Origin of the sequence: Microbispora bryophytorum (assembly GCF_006874465.1) — a bacterium.
Lineage (GTDB): Bacteria > Actinomycetota > Actinomycetes > Streptosporangiales > Streptosporangiaceae > Microbispora > Microbispora bryophytorum.
This window is the reverse complement of the sequence record NZ_VIRL01000023.1, coordinates 51,250-75,862: the sequence shown is the minus strand read 5'-3', so window position 1 is coordinate 75,862 and position 24,613 is coordinate 51,250. Positions and strand designations below refer to the sequence as shown.

Genomic DNA, 24,613 nt, shown 5'->3' with positions numbered 1-24,613 from the left:
GCCTCAGGCACAGGACGGCCCCCGCGACCGGTGTCGCGGGGGCCGTCTCGCGTTCTACCGCCGTTCTACTGCGCGGGCGCGGGCTCGGGCTTGTCGGACTCGCCCTTGTCGGCCTTCGGCGTGGCGTCCACGCCGGCCTCCTTGCGCTGCTCCGGGCTGATCGGGGTGGGCGCCCCGCTCAGCGGGTCGTAGCCGGACGCCGTCTTCGGGAAAGCGATCACGTCCCGGATCGACTCGCCGCCCGCCAGCAGCATGCAGACGCGGTCCCAGCCGTAGGCGATGCCTCCGTGCGGCGGCGGGCCGTACTTGAACGCCTCGAGCAGCCAGCCGAACTTGCTCTCGGCCTCCCCCTTGGAGATGCCGAGCACGTCGAACACGCGCTGCTGCATCTCGGCGCGGTGGATACGGATCGAGCCGCCGCCGATCTCCATGCCGTTGCAGACCATGTCGTAGGCGTAGGCCAGAGCCTCGCCCGGCTTGTCCTGGAAGGTGTCGGCCCACTCCGGCTTCGGGGAGGTGAACGGGTGGTGGACGGGGGTCCAGCCGCCCTCTCCATCCTCCTCGAACATCGGGGCGTCGACGATCCACAGGAATGACCACTGCGACTCGTCGATCAGGTCGCAGCGGCGGCCGATCTCCAGACGGGCCGCACCCAGCAGGTCGCGGGAGGCCGCGCGTGCGCCGGCCGCGAAGAAGATCGCGTCGCCGGGCTTGGCTCCGGTCTTCCCGGCGAGGCCGGCCAGCTCGGTCTCCGACAGGTTCTTGGCCACCGGGCCGCCCAGCGTGCCGTCCTCCTGCACCAGCACGTACGCGAGGCCGCGGGCGCCGCGCGACTTGGCCCACTCCTGCCAGGCGTCGAGCTCCTTGCGGGTCTGCGAGCCCCCGCCGGGCATCACGACCGCGCCCACGTACGGCGCCTGGAAGACGCGGAACGAGGTGCCGGAGAAGTAGTCCGTGAGGTCGGTCAGCTCGACGCCGAAGCGCAGGTCCGGCTTGTCCGAGCCGTACCGCGCCATGGCCTCGGCGTACGTCATCCGGGGCAGCGGCGTGGGCAGCTCGTAGCCGAGCGTCTCCTTCCAGATCCGCCCGATCAGCGCCTCGCCCAGCTCGATCACGTCGTCCTGGTCCACGAAGGACATCTCGATGTCGATCTGGGTGAACTCGGGCTGCCGGTCGGCCCGCAGGTCCTCGTCGCGGAAACAGCGGGCGAGCTGGTAGTAGCGCTCCAGGCCGGAGACCATGAGGAGCTGCTTGAACAGCTGCGGCGACTGCGGCAGGGCATACCAGCTGCCCGGCTGGAGCCGCACGGGCACCAGGAAGTCGCGGGCGCCCTCGGGCGTCGAGCGGGTCAGGCTCGGGGTCTCGACATAGACGAACCCGCGCTCGCGCATGACCTCGTTGGCGAGGTAGGTCGCCTGCGAGCGGATCCGCAGGGCGTCGGCGATGTGCTGGCGGCGGATGTCGAGGTAGCGGTACTTCAGCCGCGCCTCCTCCGACACGCCCGAGCCGCCCTCGATCGGGAACGGCAGCGGGGCCGACTCGCTCAGCACCTCCACCTCGGAGGCGACGACCTCGATCTCGCCGGTGGGCAGATCGGGGTTGTCGTTGCCGGCCGGGCGGTGGCGTACCTCGCCGGTGACCTTCACGCAGTATTCCGCGCGCAGGTCGTGGGCGTGGTCCTCCTCGCGGAAGACCACCTGGGCCGAGCCGGAGGCGTCGCGCAGGTCGATGAAGACCACGCCGCCGTGGTCGCGCCGGCGCGCCACCCATCCGGCGAGCGTCACCTTCTGGCCCGCGTGCTCCTTGCGGAGCGTGCCTGCCTCGTGGGTGCGGATCACGAGAGTTTCCCCTTCAAGAACTCGACGACCTCCGCGAGTGGAACCGCGGTCTGGTCGGCTGTGGTCAGGTCTTTCACTTGCACGGCGCCCGCCTCGATATCTCGGTCGCCGAGGATGAGCGCGTACCGCGCGCCGCTGCGGTCGGCGGCCTTCATCGCGCCCTTGACGCCACGGCCGCCGAAGGCCATGTCCACGGCGAGACCGGCCCGGCGCAGCTCGCTCACGAGCGGGAACACGCGCCGCCTGGCCTCCTCGCCGAGCGGCACGGCGAACACCTCGACGCCGCGGGGCCGCTCGGCCAGCAGGCCCTCGGCCTCCATCGCGAGCACCGTGCGGTCCACCCCGAGGGCCCAGCCCACGCTGGGCAGCGCCGGGCCGCCGATCTGCTCGCTCAGCCCGTCGTAGCGTCCTCCCCCGCCGACTGCGGACTGGGCGCCCAGGCCGTCGTGCAGGAACTCGAAGGTCGTACGCGTGTAGTAGTCCAGGCCGCGCACGAGCCGGGGGTCGTCCTCGTACGCCACCCCGGCGGCCGTCAGCAGGCCCCTGACCTCCTCGTGATAGGCCTTGCAGGCCCCGCACAGGTGATCGGTGACCAGCGGCGCGTTCTCCAGCTGTGCGCGCACCTCGGGGCGCTTGTCGTCGAGCACCCGCAGCGGGTTGATCTCGATCCGGTCGCGGGTGGGCTCGTCGAGGTCCAGACCGCGCAGGAAGTCCTGCAGCGCGGCGCGGTAGGCCGGGCGGCACTCCTTGCAGCCCAGCGAGTTCAGCAGCAGCCGGACGCCGCGCAGGCCCAGCGAGGCGTAGCCGTCCATCGCGAGGACGATGAGCTCGGCGTCGAGCGCCGGGTCCTCGGCACCCAGGGCCTCCGCCCCCACCTGGGAGAAGTGGCGGTAGCGTCCGGCCTGGGCCCGCTCGTAGCGGAAGTAGCTGCCCGAGTACCACAGCTTGATCGGCAGCGGCCCGCCGTACAGGCCGTGTTCGAGCACGGCCCGCATCACGCTCGCGGTGCCCTCGGGGCGCAGCGTCAGCGACTGGCCGCCCCGGCTCGTGAACGTGTACATCTCCTTGGTCACGATGTCGGTCGACTCGCCGACGCCGCGCGAGAACAGCGAGGTGTCCTCGAAGGCCGGCGTCTCGATGTAGCCGTAGCCGGCGCGGCGGGCCGGCGCGGCCAGGGCGTCCCGTACGGCGAGAGCCCACTCCGAACGCGGGGGCATCCAGTCGAAGGTGCCCTTGGGCGCCTGAAAGGTCATCACAATCCCCTGGTCGGGCCTGCGTGCGGCGCGACGTCCCTGAGGAAGGGGTTGGTCGCGCGCTCGCGGCCGATGGTCGTCTGAGGTCCGTGGCCGGGCAGGACCGTTGTCTCGTCCGGCAGCGTCAGCGTCTTGGCGAGGCTGCGCAGGATGGCGGCGTGGTCGCCGCCGGGCAGGTCGGTGCGGCCGATGGAGCCGGCGAACAGCAGGTCGCCCGCGAACAGGACCTGGAAGTCCTCGACGGGGGTCCGGAACGTCACCGACCCCCTGGTATGCCCCGGCCTGTGCTCGACCGTGAGCTCGAGCCCGGCCAGCGACAGCACGGCCCCGTCGGCCAGCTCCCGCACGTCGTCGGGCTCGGAAAGTTTCAGCCCGCCGAACACCTGGCCCGTCTGCGGCGAGAACCCCTTCGCCGGGTCCGACAGCAGATCGCGGTCCTCCGGGTGGATCCACGCGGGCACGTCGCGGGCGCCGCACACCGGGGCCACCGACCACACGTGGTCGATGTGGCCGTGGGTGAGCAGCACCGCGACCGGCTTCAGCCGGTGCTCACCCAGCAGCGCGTCGAGATCCGCAACAGCGTCCTGACCTGGGTCGATGACCACGCACTCCTCGCCTGCTGCGGGAGCGACGACGTAACAGTTGGTCTGGAACGACCCTGCGGGAAACCCGGCGACGAGCACGGAAGCGGCCTCTGCGTCTCTACGGATCAATCAAGGATTGCGCGAGCGAATGTAACCGAAGGGTACCGGTGCGGGTCGGCAGGCTGCGAACCAATACCCGTCAGCCGATACGATTCGCCCACCTCAATAGTCATTCTTGGAGCAGTCGAGCCGGATGCTATAGAACAGGCCACCGTTCCCGGAGCACCTCCCGGGTGTGGCGGGCCGCCCCGGCGAGATCGCGTCCGGGCGTACGACCATGAGAAACAGGACGAGTCGGGAGGTCGAAGTGGTCACCGGCAAGGACCGGCAGAAGCAGCTGGCCCGGGAACACTACGAACGGCAGTTGCGGGCACGCGTGGAGCGCGAGCAGAAGACACGACGCAACGCGATCATAGGCACCACCGCGGCCGTGGTGGTGGTGATCGGCGGCGTGGTGGCGGCGACGACCCTGATGGGCGGCGGCGACGGCGACGCCACGGCGTCCGCGTCCGCGTCGGCCTCGGCGAGCAGCCAGCCCCTCGCGAACGACCCCAAGCCGTACGACCCCGCCAAGGGCACCTGCGGCTACGTCGCCGACGAGAGCAGCGGTCAGGTCAAGAACGTGGGGACGCCGCCGGAGAAGGTGAGCACCGCCCCGGCGACCATGACCATCAAGACCAACCTCGGCGACATCGTCGCGAGGCTGGACAGCGAGAAGGCGCCCTGCACGGTCAACTCGTTCAAGTTCCTGGCCTCCAAGGACTACTTCGACGACACGAAGTGCCACCGGATGGGCACGGACTTCCCGATCCTGCAGTGCGGGGACCCGCTGGCCAAGGCCGACGGCAAGAACCCGACCGACGGCCAGGGCGGCCCGGGCTACCGCTTCGCCAACGAGAACCTCGCGGGCGCGAAGTACACCCGGGGCGTGCTCGCGATGGCGAACAGCGGACCGAACACCAACGGAAGCCAGTTCTTCATCGTGTTCGGAGACACCGGGCTGACGCCCGACTACACGCCTTTCGGTACGGTGACCAAAGGACTCGAAATCGTGGACAAGGTCGCCAAGAAGGGCGTCATCGCCAGCGCCGGCGGGGACGGCACTGGTGCCCCGAAGCAGCCCGTGGTCATCAAAGACGTGACAATCACCAGCAAGAGCTGACGTAATACAACCAAGGGCACATCGAGCCCTGGAGGCTGATTCAAGTGCGGGAGGACACGGTGAGCACCGACCCGTGGGGCCGGGTAGACGAGGACGGCACCGTCTACGTGCGTACGGCTGAGGGAGAACGGGCCGTCGGGTCCTGGCAGGCCGGTGAGCCGGAGGAGGCGCTGGCCTACTACCGCCGGAAGTTCGACGAGCTGGCGGGCCAGGTGCAGCTCCTGGAGCAGCGGGTGCGCGGCACCGACCTCGCGCCGGCCCAGGCCGAGGCGAGCATCACCAAGTTGCGGGAGTCGGTGACCGAGGCGCACGCGGTCGGCGACCTCGGCTCGCTGCAGGACCGGTTGACGGCGCTGACCGAGCTGGTCGGCAAGCGGCGCGAGGAACTGCGGGCCGCGCGCGACCAGGCTCGGGTGCACGCGCGCGAGGTGAAGGAGCGCATCGTCGCCGAGGCCGAGCGCATCGCCGAGGAGACGACGCACTGGAAGTCCGGCGGCGAGCGGCTTCGGCAGCTCGTCGAGGAGTGGAAGGCCGCCGAGCGGGTCGACCGGGCCACCGAGGCGACCCTGTGGAAGAAGCTGTCCACGGCGCGTACGGCCTTCGCCAAGCGGCGCAAGGCGTACTTCTCCTCGCTCGACCAGCAGCGTGACGCGGTGCGCGGCACCAAGGAGCGCATCGTGAGCGAGGCGGAGGCGCTGGCGGACTCCACGGACTGGAACGCCACCGCGGCGGCCTATCGGGAGCTGATGCGCGAGTGGAAGGCCGCCGGGCGCGCCTCCCGCGAGGTCGAGGACGAGCTGTGGACGCGGTTCAAGGGCGCCCAGGACCAGTTCTTCCAGGCCCGCTCGGCGGTGTTCGCGGAGCGGGACGCCTCCTTCGCGGCCAACGCGGAGGCGAAGGAGGCCCTGCTGGCGGAGGCCGAGAAGCTGCTGCCGGTCACCGACGCGCGCACCGCGCGCTCGGCGCTGCGCGGCATCCTGGAGCGCTGGGAGGCCGCGGGCCCGGTGCCGCGCGAGCAGCGCGACCGCCTGGAGGGCGGGCTGCGCAAGATCGACGACGCGGTGCGCAGGGCCGAGGACACCGAGTGGAAGCGCTCCAACCCGGAGGCCAGGGCCCGCGCCCAGGACACGGTCAACCAGCTCCTCAGGTCGATCGACCAGCTGGAGACGCGGCTGGCCAAGGCCCAGACGGCCGGCCGGGACAAGGACGCCAAGGAGGCGGAGGAGGCGCTGGCCGCCCGGCGCTCCTGGCTCCAGGAGGCGGAGCGGACGCTCGCCGAGTTCTCCTGACCCCTCCCTCCACCCCCCACTCCCCCTCGGCGTGATCTTGTAGTTTGTCGCACGCCGGGGGGCTGAGCTGGGCAGACGCATTCCGTGATCTTGCACTGATTCGGCCCCACTCCACCCCGGCCTGGGCGAAGAGGCTTCGTGATCATGCATCGAGGTCGGGACGCGCGGCTGCACGCCCGTCGATTGCATGATCACGCACAGCGTGTCTGCAGCTCGTTCATGCCGTGAATGCGTTCAGTGCAAGATCACGGAGTGCGTCCGCGCACGTCGCGCGCCCTCCCTGCGACAAACTACAAGATCACGCCCGTGGAGAGGGTTAGCTGGTGACGCGGTAGACGTCGTAGACGCCCCCGACGGTGCGCACCGCCTTGAGCACGTGGCCGAGGTGCTTGGGGTCGCCCATCTCGAAGGTGAACTTGCTGATCGCCACCCGGTCGCGGCTGGTCGTCACCGAGGCCGACAGGATGTTCACGTGCTGGTCGGACAGGGTCCGCGTGACGTCCGACAGCAGGCGGGGCCGGTCGAGCGCCTCCACCTGAATGGCGACGAGGAAGACCGAGTCGTCCCCGGGCGACCAGGAGACCTCCACCAGCCGGTCGGGGTGGGAGTTGAGCTGCTCCACGTTGGGGCAGTTGTTGCGGTGCACGGACACGCCGTGCCCCCGCGTCACGAACCCGACGATCTCGTCTCCCGGCACCGGGGTGCAGCAGCGCGACAGGCGGACCCACACGTCGGGGTCGCCCGCGACCATCACGCCGGCGTTCGAGTTGGCCCTCAGACGGCCCTTGAGCCGCGTGGGCACCTGGGCCTCGGCGATGTCCTCCTCGGCCCCCTCGACGCCGCCCAGGGCCTGTACGAGCTTGTCCACGACCGACTGCGCGGTGAGGTGCCCCTCGCCGACGGCCGCGTACAGGGCCGAGACGTCGGCGTAGCGCAGGTCCCTGGCCAGGGCCAGCAGCGCCTCGCCGGACATCAGCCGCTGCAGCGGCAGGCCCTGCTTGCGCATGGCCCGCCCGATCGCCTCCTTGCCCGCCTCGATGGCGGTCTCGCGGCGCTCCTTGGTGAACCACTGGCGGATCTTGTTGCGGGCCCGGCCGCTCTTGACGAACTTGAGCCAGTCCCGCGACGGCCCCGCGTCCGGCGACTTCGACGTGAAGATCTCGACGGTGTCGCCGTTGCCGAGGCGGGACTCCAGCGGGACCAGCCTGCCGTTCACCCGCGCGCCGATACATCGGTGGCCGACCTCGGTGTGCACGGCGTACGCGAAGTCGACAGGGGTGGCGCCCTCGGGCAGGGCGATCACCTGGCCGCGCGGGGTGAAGACGAACACCTCCGACACCGACAGGTCGAAGCGCAGCGACTCCAGGAACTCCCCGGGATCGGAGGTCTCCTTCTGCCAGTCCAGCAGCTGGCGGAGCCAGGCCATGTCGTTGACCTGCTTGACCTTGCCGGGACCGGACCCGACCGTCTCCTCCTTGTACTTCCAGTGCGCGGCCACGCCGTACTCGGCGCGGTTGTGCATGGCCCGCGTGCGGATCTGGAGCTCGATGGCCTTGCCCTCGGGGCCCATGACCGTCGTGTGCAGCGACTGGTACATGTTGAACTTGGGCATGGCGATGTAGTCCTTGAACCGCCCCGGCACCGGCTTCCACTGGGCGTGGATCGTTCCGAGCGCCGCGTAGCAGTCGCGGACCGTGTCGACCAGCACGCGGATGCCCACCAGGTCGTAGATGTCGTCGAAGGCCACACCCTTGGCGATCATCTTCTGGTAGATCGAGTAGTAGTGCTTGGGCCGGCCGCGCACGGTCGCCTTGATCTTCGCCTCGCGCAGGTCGGCGGAGACCTTCTCGATGACCTCGTGCAGGAACAGGTCGCGGCGCGGCGCGCGCTCCGACACCATCCGGGCGATCTCGTCGTACCGCTTCGGGTAGAGCATGGCGAACGCGAGGTCCTCCAGCTCCCACTTGATGGTGTTCATGCCGAGCCGGTGGGCCAGCGGCGCGAAGATCTCCAGCGTCTCCCGCGACTTCTGCTGGCGCTTGTGCTCGGGCATGTAGCGCATGGTCCGCATGTTGTGCAGCCGGTCGGCCAGCTTGATCACCAGCACGCGGATGTCGCGCGACATCGCGACGACCATCTTGCGCACGGTCTCGGCCTGCGCCGCGTCGCCGAACTTCACCTTGTCGAGCTTGGTCACGCCGTCGACGAGCAACGCGATGTTGTCGCCGAAGTCGGCCCGTAACTCGTCGAGGCTGTAGGCGGTGTCCTCGACGGTGTCGTGCAGCAGGGCGGCGCACAGCGTCTCGTCGTCCGTGCCCAGCTCAGCCAGGATCGTCGCCACCGCGAGCGGGTGGGTGATGTACGGGTCACCGCTCTTGCGCTTCTGATCGCGGTGATGATACGCGGCGACGTCGTACGCGCGCTCGATCAGCCGCAGGTCTGCTTTGGGATGGGTGGCACGGACCGTCTTGAAGAGCGGTTCCAACACCGGATTCATGGCACCCCACTGCCCCCCGAAACGGGCGAGCCTCCGTCGCGTGGCCGGCGACGCCGGCTTGTCCTCCGGGACCGCCGCAGGGTCGCGCGCCGCGTCGGGGGGCACGTCTGCGACGGGCTCGGGGACGTCGCGGGAGATGACTCCGCGATCGACCCGCGCGCTGTCGGGCACGACCACATCACGGGGCACACAGACTCCTCACGTCGAGTCCAGATTCCACAGTGTATCCGTGCTGCCACAGCACTCTCCGCCGCGTGCCCCCTGACCGGCCCACGGCTCAGACGGTGAGCAGAGTGCGCACGTCCAGGCCAGGCAGCCGGTCACGGCCGGAGAGGAAGGACAGCTCCATCAGGAAGGACACGGCCACGATCTGCGCGCCCGTCCTTTTGACCAGCTCCACGGCCGCCCGAGCCGTGCCGCCCGTGGCGAGGACGTCGTCCACGATCAGAACACGGTCGCCGGGGTCGAAGGCATCGGCGTGCACCTCGATCGTCGCGGAGCCGTACTCGAGATCATAGGACGCCTCGTACGTGTCGGCGGGCAACTTGCCCTTTTTGCGCACCGGTACGAACCCCGCGCCGCTTCGGTAGGCCACCGGCGCGGCGAGGATGAACCCCCGCGCCTCGATGCCGACCACCTTGTCGAACGCCAGGCCGTCCCCGAGCTCGTCCACGACCTGCGTGAAGGCCGCGTGGTCCGCCAGTATCGGGGTGATGTCCTTGAAGAGGATGCCCGGCTTGGGGTAGTCCGGGACATCTCTGATGAGAGCCGTCCAGTCAGTCACGACGCCCAAGCCTAACGTGGCCGGGGAAGACGACAGCGCCCCCGGAACGGCGGGTTCCGGGGGCGCCTGCGAACGAGCCGGGGATCAGCGCTTCTTGCGCTTCTCCGCGACGGTGACGTTCTGCGAGCCGGCGGAGACGGGCTCCTTGGTCGCGCGGCCGGCCTTGGCCGCGGAGACCTCCTTGGCGTGCACCCGCTGGGCCAGCGCCTGCCACTTGGGCTCCCGCTCCTTGAGCGTGACCAGGATCGGCGTCGCCACGCACAGGGACGAGTAGGTTCCGACGATCATGCCGACGAACAGGGCCAGCGACAGGTCCTTCAGCGTGCCCGCGCCGAGCAGCGTGGTGCCGATGAACAGGATCGCCGCCACCGGCAGGATCGCCACCAGCGAGGTGTTCAGCGACCGGATCAGCGTGTGGCTGAGCGCGTTGTTGGCGGCCTGCGTGTAGGTCATCTTCGCGCTCGTGCCGAGCTTGCCCGTGACCTCCTTGATCATGTCGAAGACGACGACCGCGTCGTACAACGAGTAACCGAGGATCGTGAGGAAGCCCAGCATCGTCGCCGGGGTGACCTCGAAGCCCGACCAGGCGTAGACGCCCGCCGTGATCACGAGGTCGTGGACGAGGGCGACGATCGCCGCGAGGGCCATCCGCCACTCGAAGGCCACCGACAGGTACAGCATGATCGCGATCATGAAGACCGCGAGGCCGATCCAGGCCTTCTGCGAGACCTCGCCACCCCAGGTCGCGCCGATGACCTGCGAGCTGACCTCGTCCTCCGTGACGCCGTACTTCTGGGCGACCGTCCGCTGGACCTTGGTCACCTCCTCGCCCTTGAGGGCCTCGGTGGTGACCCGCCAGTTCGGTCCGGCCTGCTGCACGATGACCTGGTGGACTCCGGCGTCCGTGACCGTGTCGCGAACCTGCTCGATGCTGGAGCCCGGCGTGCGCTTGAAGTCGAAGACCGAACCGCCGCGGAACTCCACGCCCAGGTTCAGCCCGTTGAGCGCCAGGCCCAGGATCGAGACGGCCAGCAGGAACACCGACAGGCCGTACCAGATCTTGCGCTTGCCGACGAAGTCGATGTTGATGTCGCCGCGGTAGAGGCGGCTGATCACTCCCGGCATCACGCCTCCTGCAGGGTCTGCTCGGCGCTGGTACGGCCCATGCGCTCCGCGTCGAGTCCGGACAGCTTGTGGCCCTTCGAGAAGAACCGCAGCTTCGCCACAAGGGACATCAGCGGCTTGGTGAACAGGAACACGACCACGATGTCGATGAGCGTCGTCAGGCCCATCGCGAACGCGAAGCCGGCCACGTCGCCGACCGCGAGGAAGAAGAGCACCAGCGCGGCGATGAACATGACGGCGTCGGCGACCAGGATGGTCCTGCGGGCGCGCCGCCAGGCCACCTCGACCGCCGAGCGCAGCGTGCGATGGCCCTCCTTGATCTCGTCGCGGATCCGTTCGAAGTAGACGATGAACGAGTCCGCGGTGATGCCGATCGAGACCACCAGACCGATGATGTGCGGCAGCGAGAGCCGGAAGCCCGCGTTGTGGCTCAGGATGTCCACGGTCAGGTACGTGAACACGGTGGCCACGCAGAGGCTGGCGATGCCGATGACCCCCAGGCCGCGGTAGTAGAGCAGCAGGTAGATCATGACCACGATCAGGCCGAGCGCGCCGGCGATCAGACCGCCGTGAAGCTGGTCCTGGCCGAGGGTCGAGGAGACCGACACGACCGAGCTCTGCTGGAACTTCAGCGGCAGCGCGCCGTACTTGAGCTGGTCGGCCAGCTCGGTGGAGGTCGTCTGGGTGAAGCTGCCGGAGATGCGGGCGCTGCCGCCGGGGATGGCCTCTTCGATCGTCGGAGCGACGATGACCACGCCGTCCAGCACGTTGGCGAGCTGGTTGCGCGGGGCGGGCAGAGTGGTGATGCGCCGGGTGATGTCGGCGAACTGCGTGGCGCCCTTCGACTTGAAGTCGACCTGGACGATCCACTCACCGGTGGTGGGGTCGGTGCCCGCCTGCGCGCCGCTGATCTCGGTGCCCTGCACCGCGGCCTTGTCCAGGATGTATCGCGCCGAGCCGTCGTCGCTGCAGGCGACGATCTGCTTGTTCGGGTCGTCGATCGCGCCCTGGCCGCGGTTCTTCGCGGTGCAGTCGATCGTGCGGAACTCGTTGAGCAGCGCCGGGTCGATGCCGCTGGTGTCCTGACCGGCCAGTGGGTCGCCCATGTCCTGCGGAGCGGCCGTCGGCGTGGGGGTCGGAGCCGCCGAGGGCGAGGCCTTGGCCCGGGCGGCCCGCGTGGACCGGGCGGTCCCTGCGTCGGCGCCCGCCCTGCGGTGCGTCGTGGCCCTCGTCGAGGTGCTCGGGTCCGGCGACGGCGCGGTCAGCGCCTTCGACAGGGCACGCCCGGCGGGAGTCGCGTTGCCGTTGGGGGCCGCGCTCTCCGCGGCCGGCGCGGACGCCTTCGACGTGGCCGCGGGCGTCGCCGCCGCCGACCCGCTGGGCGTGGGAGCCGCTGTGGGCACCTCGGCCGGCTGGTTCGTGGCGGCGGCCACCGCGAGCACCTGCCGCATGCGCAGTTCGGCGGTGGTCGACACCAGCCGGAGCGCCTCGTCACGGCCCGCGCCCGGGATCTGGATCACGATGTTGTCGTTCGACTTCGCGACCTGGGCGTCGGAGATGCCGGTGCCGTTGACGCGCTGCCGGATGATCGTCACGGCGCGGTCGAGGCTCTCCTGCGACGGTGCCTTGCCGTTCTGCGTGACCGGCGAGAGCGTCACCGTGGTTCCGCCCGCGAGGTCGAGGCCGAACTTGGGAACGAACGCCTTCTGGAGGGCGACCGTCGCGCCCATGACGAGGATGAGCGCAAGGAGCAACAGGAGTGTGCGTCCAGGCTTGCTCTGGCTACTGGTCGGTGGGGCCACTGGAGGTCAGTTCTTTCGTCGAAAGGTTGTGATCAGCCTACTCAGGACTGCTTGGTGCTCGTGTCGTCACCGTTCCCCGTGTCGGAGCCGTCCGTCACGGTCTCCTCGCTTGTCACCTCGTCCACGGGAGTGAGCACCCTGCCGATCGCCGCCTTGGTCCAGCGCGTCTCGACGCCGGGGGCCACCTCCAGCACGACGTCGTCGTCCTGGAGGGCGACGACCGTCGCGAACAAGCCTGTCGTGGTCATGACCCGGGCGCCCGGGCTGAGGGAGTTCTGCATCTGGACCTGCTCCTGCTGCCGCTTGCGCTGGGGGCGGATCAGGAGGAAGTAGAACACCACTACCAGCAAGATCAGTGGCAGGAACGTCCCAAGCGGGTTGTTACCCACGGGGGCCACCCTTCCGTTACGTGATGAACCGGCCTGACGCCGGAGGTCTTGTGCGCTTCACACGCGGGCCCACCGCGAGTGCTCGCGTGTGCGGCCAGTCAAGCCACGCAGTGTATGCGAGCTCGCAGAAGCCCGGCAACGAACCCACGGCCTGGCGGGCAGGAAAGTTCCCGTTTCATGGGCTTCGCAATCGGTCTGTTACCTCTTTGCCCCGGTTTCCGCTTCCGTCCGCCACGCCGGCGCAAAGCTCGGCGAGACGGGCATCAGGCGTCGTCGAAGAGCGTGGACACCGCCACCGAGCCGACCGCGTCAGGAGGCGGAGTCAGGCCGAGGTGCGCCCAGGCGGCGGCGGTGGCGACGCGGCCCCTCGGGGTGCGGGCCAGCAGCCCCTGCCGCACCAGGAAGGGCTCGGCCACGACCTCGACGGTCTCCGGCTCCTCCCCCACGGCCACCGCGAGCGTCGACAGGCCGACCGGGCCGCCGCCGAACTTGCGCAGCAACGCGTCGAGCACGGCGCGGTCGAGCCGGTCCAGCCCCTCGGCGTCGACCTCGTACAGGTTGAGCGCCGCCGCCGTGACCTCCCGGGTGATCACGCCCTCCGCGCGGACCTCGGCGAAGTCGCGCACCCGCCGGAGCAGGCGGTTGGCGATGCGGGGTGTGCCGCGCGACCGGCGGGCGATCTCGTGGGCGCCCTCGTCCGGCAGCTCGACCGACAGCAGCCGGGCGGAGCGCCGCAGCACCTGTTCGAGCTCGGCCACCTCGTAGAAGTCCATGTGGGCGGTGAAGCCGAACCTGTCGCGCAGCGGTGCGGGCAGCAGCCCCGCCCGGGTGGTGGCCCCGACCAGTGTGAAGGGGGCGATGTCGAGGGGGATCGAGGTGGCGCCGGGGCCCTTGCCGACGACGATGTCCACCCGGAAGTCCTCCATGGCGAGATAGAGCATCTCCTCCGCCGGGCGGGCCATGCGGTGGATCTCGTCGACGAACAGGACCTCGCCCTCGGTCAGCGTGGACAGGATCGCGGCGAGGTCGCCCGCGCGCTCCAGCGCCGGGCCCGAGGTCATCCGCAGCGGCGCGCCGAGCTCGGAGGCGACGATCATGGCGAGCGTCGTCTTGCCGAGCCCCGGGCCGCCGCTCATCAGGACGTGGTCGGGCGGGCGGTTGCGGCGCAGGGCGCTCTCCAGCACCAGCGACAGCTGCTCGCGCACCCGGCCCTGCCCGATGAACTCGTCCAGGCGCCGGGGGCGCAGCGCGGCCTCGATCGCCCGCTCGTCGCCCTCCGGTTCCGGCGACACGAGATCCCGCTCGAAGCTCACTCGACACCATCCGCTCGACCTGCCGGGACCCGTCCGCTTCCCGGTGAAACTTTCATCGAACCGTCAGCCCGCCGTTCGTCCCGCACGGCGGGCGAGGCGCGGCCCCTCACGAGGTCACCGCACGCTCAGCGTGCGCAGGGCGGACTTGAGCAGCGCGGCCACCTGCGGGGTGCGGCCGGCGGCGACCTCCGTCTCGGCCTCCGGGGTGACCGCCGCGACCGCCTCGTCGGCGTCCCTGGACGAGTAGCCGAGCCCGACCAGTCCCGCGTGCACCTGGTCGCGCCAGACGGGCGGCGCCGCCGCGCCGTTGATCGCGGCGCCGACGGCCGCCGACGGGGTGCCGAGCTTGTCCTTGAGTTCGAGCACGATGCGCTGCGCGCCCTTCTGGCCGATGCCGGGCACCATCGTCAGGGCCTTGATGTCGGCGCTCGCCACCGCGACCCGCAGCGCGTTGGGCGCGTGGACCGCGAGCATGGCCAGGGCCAGGCGCGGCCCGACCCCGCTGGCCGACTGGAGCAGTTCGAAGACCGTGCGCTCGTCGTCGGAGGCGAAGCCGTACAGCGTGAGCGATTCCTCGCGGACGACGAGCGAGGTCGACAGCCGCGCGGGTTCGCCGACGCGCAGCCCGGCCAGGGTGCCCGGGGCACAGTGCACGAGCATCCCGACGCCGCCCACCTCGACCACGGCGCTGTCGGCTCCGATCGCCGCCACCTGCCCCGCAACGGATGCGATCACCGCGTGTCCCCTCCCCGGTCCGGACGCCCGGCCGCGACTTCGCCGGGCCTCCCAGTCCTACCAGAGCTCCCAGAGCCCCCACTGCCTGCTGAGCCCCCAGAGCCCCCAGATCCGACAGTGCCGACAGAGCCGGCAGTGCCCGCACCCGCCGAACGGGCCCGGGCCAGGGCGTCGGCCAGGCGATTCTGCGCGCCGCCGCGCCAGACGTGGCAGATGGCCAGGGCGAGCGCGTCGGCCGCGTCCGCGGGCTTGGGCATGGCGTCGAGCCGCAGCAGCCGGGTGACCATCGTGCCGACCTGCTTCTTGTCGGCGTTGCCGTTGCCCGTGATGGCGGCCTTGACCTCGCTGGGCGTGTGCAGCGCGACCGGCAGCCCCCGCCGGGCCGCGCAGACGATCGCGACCGCCGACGCCTGGGCCGTCCCCATGACCGTACGGACGTTGTGCTGGGCGAAGACCCGCTCGACGGCGACCGCGTCGGGCCTGATCTCGTCGAGCCAGCGCTCGATCTCCGCCTCGATGACGACCAGCCGGGATCCGATGTCGTCCTCAGCCGGGGTGCGGACCACTCCGACCGACACCAGGCTCAGCGGCGCGCCCGGACGGCCCTCCACCGCGCCGAGACCACACCGCGTCAGCCCCGGGTCCACGCCCATCACCCGCAGTTGGGGCAACCGCACCGGCACGCCTCCCTGATCCCGGCGGCGGGGCCGCCGCCGACCGAACATCTGTTCGGCCGGTCACTCTATCGCGATCAGCGGCCGCGCGGGCGCGTCAGAAGTAATCAATCATGTACGCGGCGCAGCCGAACGCGGCGTCCAACGCGTCGTCGGCGTCGGGAGAGCCGCCGCTCAGCAGGCCGGAACGGCGGAGCGTGGCCGTGGGCACGCCGGCGAACAGCGCGGACATCCCGCCGATCGTGAGCCTCGTCGCGTCCCCGGCGGGCGCGTCGCGCCGCGTCACTGAGCCGGCGCCGCCGTCCACCCGCAGCACCCAGGCGCCCGCGTTACCCGGGCGCAGGGAGTCGGTCACCTCGACGGGGGTCTCGACGCGGACCCCGGCGGGGAAGCCGCGCCCCCCGACCGCGGCGGGCAGGTCGATCAGCCGGAACATCCACCGGGTCTGGGTGACCTCGTCCTTCGACCGCTCCCGCAGCATCCAAAGCACCGGATCGGCGGGGTCGGCGCAGGCGGTCACCGACTTCGCGACGGTCGAAGCGCTGCCGACGATCGACCACAGGGCCCTGGCCGTCGCCTCCGAGCCCGCCAGCAGGTTGTCGACCTCGATGTCCCCATCGCTCCACCGATAGACGACGAACCCGTCCTCGGCCAGGTAGCAGAAGTCGTCGTCGTCCTCCAGCCACAGCCGCCAGGTCCGCTCGTCGAGGCACAGCGGCCCGCTCGCGCGGGTGGCGGCGTACACCCTGCCGATCAGGGCCACGAGCTCGGCCGCGTCGGCGGGGCCCATACGGCGCAGCTTGACCGCTGCCGCGGCCGCCGCCCCGGAGGCGCCGCCGGGGCCACCCAGCGTGCGCAGCGCCTCGGCGGGCACGGTGATCCGCTGGAGCACGCCCGCGTGCTCGTAGCCCGCGCTGCGGTACACCGGCGTGGTGGCCGGATAGAGCGCGGAGACCGCGTGGCCGAGCTCCGCGCAGCGCTCGACGGCCGCACGCGTGAGCGCCCGGCCCACCCCCCTGCCCCGGTCCTCCGGCGACACCGTCACGCCCGCAACGCCGCCCATGGACAGGGGACGGCCGTGCCACCACTGGACGTACGGGTTGATCCTGGCCGCGCCGACGAGGCGGGGACCGTCGAAGGCGCCCAGGTAACGGCCCTCGGGCAGCATCGGGGAGACGAGCTTGCGCCAGGTCTCGGCGCCGCCGCCGGACAGCGGGCCGAAGGCGCGCCTGCGGTTGTCGAGGACGGCGTCCAGGTCGTCGCTCGCGATATGACGGATCTCCACAACCGGCCAAGCTATGCGGGGCCCGGCGGCCTCTGCCACCGGTTTTCCGCCCCCTCGCCCACTGGGGCCAGGGGCCCGTGCCCGTCTCGGACCAAGGGCCTGCGCCCACGCGGGGCCAGGGGCCCGTGCCGACTTGGGGCCAAGGGCCCGTGACCGCCTCCGGCGTCAGGCCTCGACCTTCTCCATGACCTCGTCGCTCACGTCGAAGTTCGCCCAGACGTTCTGGACGTCGTCGCTGTCCTCAAGCGCGTCGATGAGCTTGAAGATCTTGCGGGCGCCGTCCTCGTCCAGCGGGACGTTGAGCGTCGGGACGAAGCTCATCTCGGCCGACTCGTAGTCGACGTCGGCGTCCTGCAGCGCCTTACGCACCGGGATGAGGTCGGAGGCCTCACAGACCACCTCGAAGCTCTCGCCGAGGTCGTTGACCTCCTCGGCCCCCGCGTCGAGGACGGCCATGAGCACGTCGTCCTCGGTCAGCGACCCCTTGGGGACGATCACGACGCCCTTGCGGTTGAACATGTACGACACCGAGCCGGGGTCGGCGAGCGAGCCGCCGTTGCGGGTCAGCGCCACGCGCACCTCGGACGCCGCACGGTTGCGGTTGTCGGTGAGACACTCGATGAGGACCGCGACGCCGCCGGGGGCGTAGCCCTCGTACATGATCGTCTGCCAGTCGGCGCCGCCGGCCTCGAGGCCGCCGCCGCGCTTGCGGGCCCGCTCGATGTTGTCGATCGGGACCGAGTTCTTCCTGGCCTTGGTGATGGCGTCGAACAGCGTGGGGTTGCCGTCCGGGTCGGGCCCGCCGGTCCTGGCCGCGACCTCGATGTTCTTGATGAGCTTGGCGAAAAGCTTGCCGCGCTTGGAGTCCAGCGCCGCCTTCTTGTGCTTCGTCGTCGCCCATTTGGAGTGGCCGGACATCGCCTAGAGCTCCCTCACCATCTCGACAAAATACGAGTGCACTCGCGCGTCGCCGGTCAACTCCGGGTGGAAGGACGTCGCGAGCAACGGTCCCTGTCGGACCGCGACGATCCTATCCCCAGCTTCGGTGCGGCCCAGCACCTCCACGTCGGGCCCCACCGACTCGACCCAGGGCGCTCGGATGAAGACGGCCCTGATCGTCCCGCGCCCGGCGAAGTCGAGATCGGCCTCGAACGAGTCGACCTGGCGGCCGAACGCGTTGCGCCGGACCGCCATGTCGATGCCGCCCAGCGTCTCCTGGCCCTCGATGCCGCCCTCGATCCGGTCGGCCAGCATGATCATCCCGGCGCACGAGCCGTAGGCGGGCATGCCCTCCTTGATCCGCAGCCGCAGCGGTTCGAGCAGCTCGAAGGTGGAGGCGAGCTTCCACATCGTGGTCGACTCCCCGCCCGGGACGACCAGCGCGTCGACCGCGGCGAGCTCCTCCTGCCTGCGCACCGGCGTGGCGGACGCGCCCGACTCCTCCAGAGCCCGAATGTGCTCGCGCACGTCGCCCTGCAGGGCGAGCACGCCGATCTTGGGTGCGGACGTCACGGTTTCCCTTCCTGTGTGACCCCGTTCAGGGTATGGCCACGGTCCTGCGCGCCCCAAACGACGGATCAGGAGCGGCCCAGCTTGGCCAGGGCGGGCAGGGCGCGGGCGATGTCCGCGCGCTCCTCGGGGGTCAGCGCGCCCAGCCGGCCGGACAGGTAGGCGATCCTGGCCCGCCGTACGGCCCGGAGGCGGTCGCGGCCCTCACCCGTCAGCTCGACCGTGCGCACCCGCGCGTCGGAGGCGTCGGTGCCCCGCGCGACGAGACCGGCCTCCTCCAGGCGGTTGACCTGCACGCTCATCGTCGGCAGCTGCACGCCGTGCTCCTCGGCCAGCTCGGTCATCCGGCACGCGCCGTTCTCCAGGGAGCCGAGCACGGAGTACTGCTGGACGGTGACCGGCTGCCCCGCCGTCGTGCGGCGCAGCAGCATCACGATGTGGCGCAGCTCGCGTGACAGGTTCTCGGCGAGCCGTCCGGTGTCGTCGGTCGTCATAGCAGGTCACCATAACGGTGGCCGCGGACAGCGAGACGCCCGGCTGGGATGTCCAGCCGGGCGTCCGCCCCGTGGCCTCCGGGGACGTCTACCAGCCGCGCTCGGCGAGGCGGTGCGGCGCCGGGATGTCGTCGACGTTGATGCCGACCATCGCCTCGCCCAGGCCGCGCGAGACCTTGGCGATCACGTCGGGGTCGTCGTGGAACGTGGTGGCCTTGACGATGGCGGCGGCGCGCTTGGCGGGGTCGCCGGACTTGAAGATGCCCGAGCCGACGAACACGCCCTCGGCGCCGAGCTGCATCATCATCGCGGCGTCGGCCGGGGTGGCGATGCCGCCCGCGGTGAACAGCACCACCGGCAGCTTGCCGGTCTTGGCGACCTCGGCCACCAGCTCGTACGGCGCCTGCAGTTCCTTGGCGGCGACGAACAGCTCGTCCTCGGGCAGCGAGGTGAGGCGCTTGAGCTCGCCCCGGATCTTGCGCATGTGGGTGGTGGCGTTGGAGACGTCGCCGGTGCCGGCCTCACCCTTGGAGCGGATCATCGCGGCGCCCTCGGTGATGCGGCGCAGCGCCTCGCCGAGGTTGGTGGCCCCGCACACGAAGGGGACGGTGAACTGCCACTTGTCGATGTGGTTGGCGTAGTCGGCCGGGGTGAGGACCTCGGACTCGTCGATGTAGTCGACCCCCAGCGCCTGGAGCACCCGGGCCTCGACGAAGTGGCCGATCCTGGCCTTGGCCATCACCGGGATCGAGACGGCCTCGATGATGCCGTCGATCATGTCGGGATCGCTCATTCGGGACACGCCGCCCTGGGCGCGGATGTCGGCGGGGACACGCTCCAGCGCCATGACCGCGACGGCTCCGGCGTCCTCGGCGATCTTCGCCTGCTCCGGGGTGACGACGTCCATGATGACACCGCCCTTGAGCATCTCGGCCATGCCGCGCTTCACGCGGGCGGTGCCGACGGCGGTGGTCTCGTTGACTTCGGGGGTGCTGCTGGACACGGTGCTACCTCACGACGGCGGGCCTACGGATTCCCCTCCATGGTAGGCGCTGGCCGATCCCGCACCCGACGCGCCCTTATGTCAGAGTCGATCACGCTGTTTGTCCGTCACGGCGCGACGGGCTTGCGCGAGGCGAGCACGACCCAGACCTGGCCGCGCGCGAACGGCATGGGCGTGCCGTCGGCCATGGTGTAGGTGGTGCCCTTCTTCTCCGAGGGGCGCGACCACTTCACCCGGTAGGCCTGGCCGTCCCTGAGCACGACGCCGGTGCCCTTGCCCACCGTGTGCACGAGCGGCGTGTAGCTGCCGGTGAAGTCGTGGAACTCCGAGCGATCGGTCTTCACCCACTGGATGACGATCGTCGGGGCACCCTGCTGGCCGCCCTCCGCCGCCATGTCCTTCTCACCGTCCTGCGTCACCAGCCAGCGCTTCTGGGCGGCCGACCAGGCGAACGTGAAGCGGGCCGCGGGATAGCGGACGCTGACGCTCTTCTGCGGCGTGCCCCCGGCCGGCGGTTCGTCGGAGAAGACGAAGCCGATGTCGTCCGCCTTGCTCGCCTGCGGCGCCTTGGCCAGCAGCTTCCTTGGGCTGCCGACCAGGTTGTACGGCGCGACCCGCCCGGCGGCGCGGGTGTAGGCGCCGGGGACCCGGCTGTCGGACACGTCGAACAGCGAGGCCTTCTGGACGTAGGGGATCATCTTCGTCTGCACGCCGGAGTAGGCCAGGGCGGGCTTGCCGAACATGGGGAGGATGTGCAGGTCGGAGATGCGGGCGCTGCGGACCGGCCCCACCTGGGCGGGCAGCTTCGAGGAGAAGATCGCCATGAGCCGGGTGAGTCCGCCTTCGACCTGCTCGACGAAGACGACGTCGGCGCTGCGCAGACCCATCTGCGGCTTGCCCGCGTGGGTATTCTCGATCTTCACGGCGAGGACCGGTCTGCGGGCGGCGACGGGGCGGCCCGTGAACGGATGCTCGGGAGGCGGCGTCGGCGAGGGGGACGCCAGCGGGCTCGCGTCCTGAGACTGGGCGGCAGGCTTGTCACCGCCCGAGCACGCGGTTCCGGTCAGGATGACCGCCATGGCCAGCGTGAAGCCGATCCCTGCCCGCACCGTACCCGCTCCTCCCGGTGGAGAGCCCCCCGCCGCCAGGCACGACGAACCTGGCCCACGCGGACCCGTTGATCAGCATGGCGATGAAACGCGATGAGCTTACCGGGATCAGACCGTAATGCCCGACAAAAGGTGACTATCCAGTAGCGAGGGATTCGGGTGGTTCGTCGTCGATGTCGAAGAAGCGGGGCGGATCGGTGTGCCCGGCCAGGCGCAGCGACCGGGCCAGCCAGCGCCGCTGCGCCGTACGGGTGACGCCGGCGGCGTTGTTGTAGAACCGGCGCGAGTAGCCGACCTTGGCGACGGCCGTGTCCAGCTCCTCCAGCAGCGCCGCCCCCGCGGGATGCTCGGCCAGCTTCTCCCGGAACCGCTCCTGGCCGACCACCGCCCGCAGCGTCCTCGACAGGTCGCTCTCTGCGTGCTCGCGCTCGTCCGGCCCCGCCGTACGGGCCTCGTGGGCGGCCGCGGCGAGCACCAGCGAGGTGGCGGGGTCGAGGATGCGCGAGCCGGCGAGCTCAAGGCAGACCGCGGCGCGGCGCAGCAGCGCGGCGTCGAGCGCGGCCTGCGCGGTCTCCAGGCGGATGTGGAGACGGTCGAGCCGCCCGGCCCGCCAGGAGACGTAGACGGCGAACAGCACGACGACCACGGCGGCCACGAGGATCAGGGTCGTGGTCACGCAGGCACCTCCCCGTGCGGCGCCGGGCCGCAGGGCCCGGCCGCGCCAGTGTCGACGGTCACGGCAGCGCCTCCTCCACCACGCCCCCGCCGGCGTGGGTGACCGTCTCGTAGACGCGCACGACCTCCCGCGCGACCGTCGACCAGTCGTACTTCCACACCGCGTGGCGGGCCTCGTCGGAGAGCTTGGCGCGCCGCTCGGCGTCGTCGAGCAGCCGGGCGGCCTCCCCGGCCAGGGCGGCGGGGTCCCCGGTGGCGAACAGCGCCCCCGCCTGCCCCTCGCCCAGCACGCGACGGAAGGCGGGGATGTCGCTGGCGAGGATCGGCGCCCCGGCCGACATGGCCTCGGTGAGCACGATGCCGAAGCTCTCCCCGCCCAGGTTGGGCGCGCAGAAGACGTCCACGGAGTGGTAGGCGCGCACCTTGTCGGCCTCGCTGACCAAGCCGAGCAGCCCGACCCTGTCCCGGTACGGCTTGGGCACCCGCCCGAGCACGTCGTCGGGGTCGCCGGGGCCGGCGATCAGCAGGCGCAGCGCGGGCCGCTCGGGGGCCAGCAGGGCGAACGCCTCCAGCAGCACGGCCAGGCCCTTGCGCGGCTCGTCCATCCGCCCGAGGAAGCCGATCACGTTGCCGTCCGGGCCCCAGCCCGGCAGCGGCTCGCCCTCGGCGTACCTGCGCACCGTGACGCCGTTCGGGATCAGCACCGCGTCGCCGCCGAGATGCTCCACCAGCGTCTTGCGGGCGGCGTCGGAGACCGCGATCCTGCCCGTGATCTTCTCCAGCGCGCTCTGCAGCATCGGCGCGGCCACCGACATCGCCCGCGACCGCTCGTAGGAGGCGTGGAAGGTCGCCACGATGGGCCCGCGGGCGACCCAGCAGGCGAGCACGCCGAGGGACGGCACGCCGGGCTCGTGCACGTGCAGCACGTCGAACCCGCCCTCCCTGATCCATCTGCGCACCCGGTTGGCCGACAGGAACCCGAAAGCCAGGCGGGCGACCGACCCGTTGTACGGCACGGGCACGGCGCGGCCCGCCGAGGTCACGTACGCGGGCAGCTCGGCGTCGTCGGCCGCGGGGGTGATGACGGACACCTTGTGCCCGTCGTCGATGAGCGCCTCGGCGAGGTCCCTGATGTGCGCCTGCACACCCCCGGGGACCTCCCAGGTGTAGGGGCAGACGATGCCGATCTTCACGACTCGGTCCCGGCGCGGGGCTCCAGGTCGTCGAGCCACAGGCGCTGGAGCATGTGCCAGTCCTCCGGATGCTCGGCGATGCCCTTCTCGAACACCGCCGCCAGGGCCTGGGTCATCACCTGGGTCTTCTGCTTCCGCGTCCCCTCGGTGGGGACGGGGATCTCCTCGTGGATGCGGATGCCCCAGCCGTCGCCGTCGAACCACAGCACGGCGGGCAGCAGTGCGGCGCCCGTCTGGATCGCCAGCACGGCGGGGCCGGCGACCATGCGCGTCCTGGCGTCGAAGAACTCGACCTCGACCCCGGAGGCGGTCAGGTCGCGCTCGGCGGGCAGGCAGACCGGCCTGCCCGCGCGCAGCCGCCTGGCGAGCGTGCCGAACGCCATGGCGCTGCCGCCGTCCCTGCCGGTCAGCGGCAGCACCTCCATGCCGAGTCGCTCGCGGTAGACGGCGAAGCGCTCGAACAGCGACTCCGGCTTCAGCCGCTCGGTGACGGTGGTGAAGCGGTGACCCATGTGGACCAGCCAGGCGCCGGCGAGGTCGTAGTTGCCCATGTGGGGCAGCGCGACCACCACTCCCCTGCCCCGGGCCAGGTTGTCGAAGATGTGCTCGCCCCCGGTGGCCCGGGTGCCGTCGAGGATGCGCTCGCGCGTGTAGGCGGTGAAGCGGAACGACTCCATCCAGTACCGGAAGTAGGAGCGCATGCCGGCCCGGCTCAGCTCGCGTACGGCGTGGTCGCCGGGGTCACCGCCGACGACGCGGGCCAGGTTGGCCTCCAGGCGGCGCACGGACTTGCCCCGCCTGAGCCACAGCCAGTCGGCGAGGACCCGGAAGAACCAGGCGGCCGCCCGTTCCGGCACGTATCGGACCACGGCCCAGCCGGCGGTGTACGCCGCCGCGACCAACCGGTCGGCGAGCGGCACCCTGCCGGATCGCGGGGGCCGCCCGGGGGGTGGGCCGGCCGTGCCCTTCATTTGACCACCGCCTGTCTGTAGACGTGCACCATCCGCTGGACCACCGTGACGGAGCTGGCCGCGGCGAGCAGCCAGAGCCCGGCCGCCAGGATGTACGGCACGCCGAGGCCGGACAGTCCGGCCGCGACGAGCACGACCACGAGACGCTCCCCCCGTTCGGCGATGCCGACGTTCGCGGTCATGCCGAGGCCCTCGGCCCTGGCCTTGGCGTAGGAGACCAATGCTCCCGCGACGAGGCAGAAGAGCGCGACGATCGCGAGGACGATCTCAGGCTCGTCCTTGAGGACGAAGTAGAGGATCAGCCCCGAGAAGATCGAGGAGTCACCGAGACGGTCGAGGGTGGAGTCCAGGAAGGCGCCCCACGTGCTCCCCTTGCCCGTCATCCGGGCCAGCACGCCGTCCAGGAGGTCGGCGAGCACGAAGAACGTGATGACGAGCGTTCCCGCGAACAGATGCCCGAGCGGGTAGAAGACGAGGGCCGAGGCCACCACTCCGAGTGTGCCGATCGTGGTGATCACGTCGGGCGAGATCCCCCAGCGGGCGAGGGCTCGCCCCAGCGGGGTCATGACCCGGGTGACGGCGGGGCGCAGGATGTTCAACATCGCCGTCCGATCGTAGGCCATCCGGCGCCGCCGCACCTCGCAAGCACATTCCGCCGAAAAGTCTTGTGATATGCGCCACATGGGTAAAGGGTGAAGAACACGCGCCCGCAGGACCGCGCGGAGATGTCACGGAGGTGAACCGCCGTGTCAGCCGCCGCCGCACGGTCCTGGAAGGGCGAGGCCCCCGGGCGCGGACAGCGACGGCACGAGCGGCCGGCGCGGGGTGCGTGCCACGTGCCCATCCCGACCGCTCAGAGATTCGGGAGG

The 24,613-nt window shown here is 70.9% G+C and carries 22 protein-coding genes and 1 pseudogene; 2 read left to right on the top strand and 21 right to left on the bottom strand.

Translation table 11 applies throughout. From position 1 onward, the window contains the following. Positions 1–65: 65 nt before the first annotated feature. The 3 genes from aspS to FLX07_RS30825 are packed head-to-tail and all read right to left on the bottom strand — an operon-like array spanning position 66 to position 3,774. Positions 66–1,838, bottom strand: coding sequence for an aspartate--tRNA ligase (gene aspS / locus FLX07_RS30835; RefSeq protein ID WP_142575202.1), 1,773 nt, complete (start codon positions 1,836–1,838; stop codon positions 66–68). Then, the gene (gene hisS, locus FLX07_RS30830; RefSeq protein ID WP_142575201.1) at positions 1,835–3,091 is read right to left on the bottom strand and encodes a histidine--tRNA ligase; all 1,257 of its coding nucleotides are present in this window, start codon (positions 3,089–3,091) and stop codon (positions 1,835–1,837) included. Before hisS ends, aspS begins: the two co-directional genes overlap by 4 nt. Then, entirely contained in the window at positions 3,091–3,774 is a 684-nt protein-coding gene (locus FLX07_RS30825; protein WP_142575242.1) for an MBL fold metallo-hydrolase, read from the bottom strand. The genes hisS and FLX07_RS30825 overlap by 1 nt, the downstream gene beginning before the upstream one ends. 268 nt (positions 3,775–4,042) lie before the next feature. Here FLX07_RS30825 and FLX07_RS30820 point away from each other — a divergent pair, with 268 nt between their 5' ends. Next, complete coding sequence (locus FLX07_RS30820; RefSeq protein WP_229689702.1) at positions 4,043–4,897, top strand: peptidylprolyl isomerase; 855 nt, start codon at positions 4,043–4,045, stop codon at positions 4,895–4,897. 59 nt (positions 4,898–4,956) lie between these two features. After that, complete coding sequence (locus FLX07_RS30815) at positions 4,957–6,186, top strand: DUF349 domain-containing protein (protein ID WP_142575199.1); 1,230 nt, start codon at positions 4,957–4,959, stop codon at positions 6,184–6,186. Between the two features lie 316 nt (positions 6,187–6,502). On the opposite strand, the gene FLX07_RS30810 is transcribed toward FLX07_RS30815, so the two are convergent. From FLX07_RS30810 to pgsA, 18 genes and pseudogenes are all read right to left on the bottom strand, one after another. Next, the gene (locus FLX07_RS30810) at positions 6,503–8,872 is read right to left on the bottom strand and encodes a RelA/SpoT family protein (protein ID WP_373292534.1); all 2,370 of its coding nucleotides are present in this window, start codon (positions 8,870–8,872) and stop codon (positions 6,503–6,505) included. An 88-nt stretch (positions 8,873–8,960) separates the two neighbouring features. Next, the gene (locus FLX07_RS30805) at positions 8,961–9,467 is read right to left on the bottom strand and encodes an adenine phosphoribosyltransferase (RefSeq protein WP_142575198.1); all 507 of its coding nucleotides are present in this window, start codon (positions 9,465–9,467) and stop codon (positions 8,961–8,963) included. An 84-nt stretch (positions 9,468–9,551) separates the two neighbouring features. Continuing rightward, complete coding sequence (secF, locus tag FLX07_RS30800; protein WP_142575197.1) at positions 9,552–10,592, bottom strand: protein translocase subunit SecF; 1,041 nt, start codon at positions 10,590–10,592, stop codon at positions 9,552–9,554. Then, the gene (secD, locus tag FLX07_RS30795; RefSeq protein ID WP_308424411.1) at positions 10,592–12,346 is read right to left on the bottom strand and encodes a protein translocase subunit SecD; all 1,755 of its coding nucleotides are present in this window, start codon (positions 12,344–12,346) and stop codon (positions 10,592–10,594) included. Before secD ends, secF begins: the two co-directional genes overlap by 1 nt. Positions 12,347–12,435: 89 nt before the next feature. Continuing rightward, on the bottom strand, positions 12,436–12,783 hold the full coding sequence (gene yajC / locus FLX07_RS30790) for a preprotein translocase subunit YajC (RefSeq protein WP_142575196.1): 348 nt from the start codon (positions 12,781–12,783) through the stop codon (positions 12,436–12,438). Positions 12,784–13,046: 263 nt separating this feature from the next. Further along, positions 13,047–14,096: a Holliday junction branch migration DNA helicase RuvB gene (gene ruvB / locus FLX07_RS30785; protein ID WP_142575195.1), complete on the bottom strand. Its 1,050-nt coding sequence runs from the start codon at positions 14,094–14,096 to the stop codon at positions 13,047–13,049. Between the two features lie 114 nt (positions 14,097–14,210). Beyond that, the gene (gene ruvA, locus FLX07_RS30780; protein WP_142575194.1) at positions 14,211–14,831 is read right to left on the bottom strand and encodes a Holliday junction branch migration protein RuvA; all 621 of its coding nucleotides are present in this window, start codon (positions 14,829–14,831) and stop codon (positions 14,211–14,213) included. 167 nt (positions 14,832–14,998) lie between these two features. Continuing rightward, positions 14,999–15,493 (bottom strand): annotated as a pseudogene (ruvC, locus tag FLX07_RS30775) (crossover junction endodeoxyribonuclease RuvC); the annotation flags it as partial. A gap of 109 nt (positions 15,494–15,602) precedes the next feature. Further along, positions 15,603–16,790: a GNAT family N-acetyltransferase gene (locus FLX07_RS30770; RefSeq protein WP_142575193.1), complete on the bottom strand. Its 1,188-nt coding sequence runs from the start codon at positions 16,788–16,790 to the stop codon at positions 15,603–15,605. Between the two features lie 165 nt (positions 16,791–16,955). Beyond that, positions 16,956–17,708, bottom strand: a complete 753-nt coding sequence (locus FLX07_RS30765) for a YebC/PmpR family DNA-binding transcriptional regulator (protein WP_142575192.1) — start codon at positions 17,706–17,708, stop codon at positions 16,956–16,958. Between the two features lie 3 nt (positions 17,709–17,711). Then, positions 17,712–18,302, bottom strand: a complete 591-nt coding sequence (pdxT, locus tag FLX07_RS30760) for a pyridoxal 5'-phosphate synthase glutaminase subunit PdxT (protein WP_142575191.1) — start codon at positions 18,300–18,302, stop codon at positions 17,712–17,714. Between the two features lie 65 nt (positions 18,303–18,367). Next, positions 18,368–18,793: a MarR family winged helix-turn-helix transcriptional regulator gene (locus FLX07_RS30755; RefSeq protein ID WP_142575190.1), complete on the bottom strand. Its 426-nt coding sequence runs from the start codon at positions 18,791–18,793 to the stop codon at positions 18,368–18,370. Positions 18,794–18,881: 88 nt separating this feature from the next. After that, positions 18,882–19,796: a pyridoxal 5'-phosphate synthase lyase subunit PdxS gene (gene pdxS / locus FLX07_RS30750; RefSeq protein ID WP_142575189.1), complete on the bottom strand. Its 915-nt coding sequence runs from the start codon at positions 19,794–19,796 to the stop codon at positions 18,882–18,884. A gap of 107 nt (positions 19,797–19,903) precedes the next feature. Continuing rightward, positions 19,904–20,905 (bottom strand): DUF3048 domain-containing protein, encoded by a 1,002-nt coding sequence (locus tag FLX07_RS30745; RefSeq protein ID WP_142575188.1) that lies wholly within the window; start codon positions 20,903–20,905, stop codon positions 19,904–19,906. A 136-nt stretch (positions 20,906–21,041) separates the two neighbouring features. Continuing rightward, on the bottom strand, positions 21,042–21,581 hold the full coding sequence (locus FLX07_RS30740) for a hypothetical protein (RefSeq protein ID WP_142575187.1): 540 nt from the start codon (positions 21,579–21,581) through the stop codon (positions 21,042–21,044). Between the two features lie 58 nt (positions 21,582–21,639). Further along, the gene (locus FLX07_RS30735; protein ID WP_142575186.1) at positions 21,640–22,773 is read right to left on the bottom strand and encodes a glycosyltransferase family 4 protein; all 1,134 of its coding nucleotides are present in this window, start codon (positions 22,771–22,773) and stop codon (positions 21,640–21,642) included. After that, entirely contained in the window at positions 22,770–23,744 is a 975-nt protein-coding gene (locus FLX07_RS30730) for a phosphatidylinositol mannoside acyltransferase (RefSeq protein WP_142575185.1), read from the bottom strand. The genes FLX07_RS30735 and FLX07_RS30730 overlap by 4 nt, the downstream gene beginning before the upstream one ends. Next, positions 23,741–24,346 (bottom strand): phosphatidylinositol phosphate synthase, encoded by a 606-nt coding sequence (pgsA, locus tag FLX07_RS30725; RefSeq protein WP_142575238.1) that lies wholly within the window; start codon positions 24,344–24,346, stop codon positions 23,741–23,743. Before pgsA ends, FLX07_RS30730 begins: the two co-directional genes overlap by 4 nt. Positions 24,347–24,613: the final 267 nt, after the last annotated feature.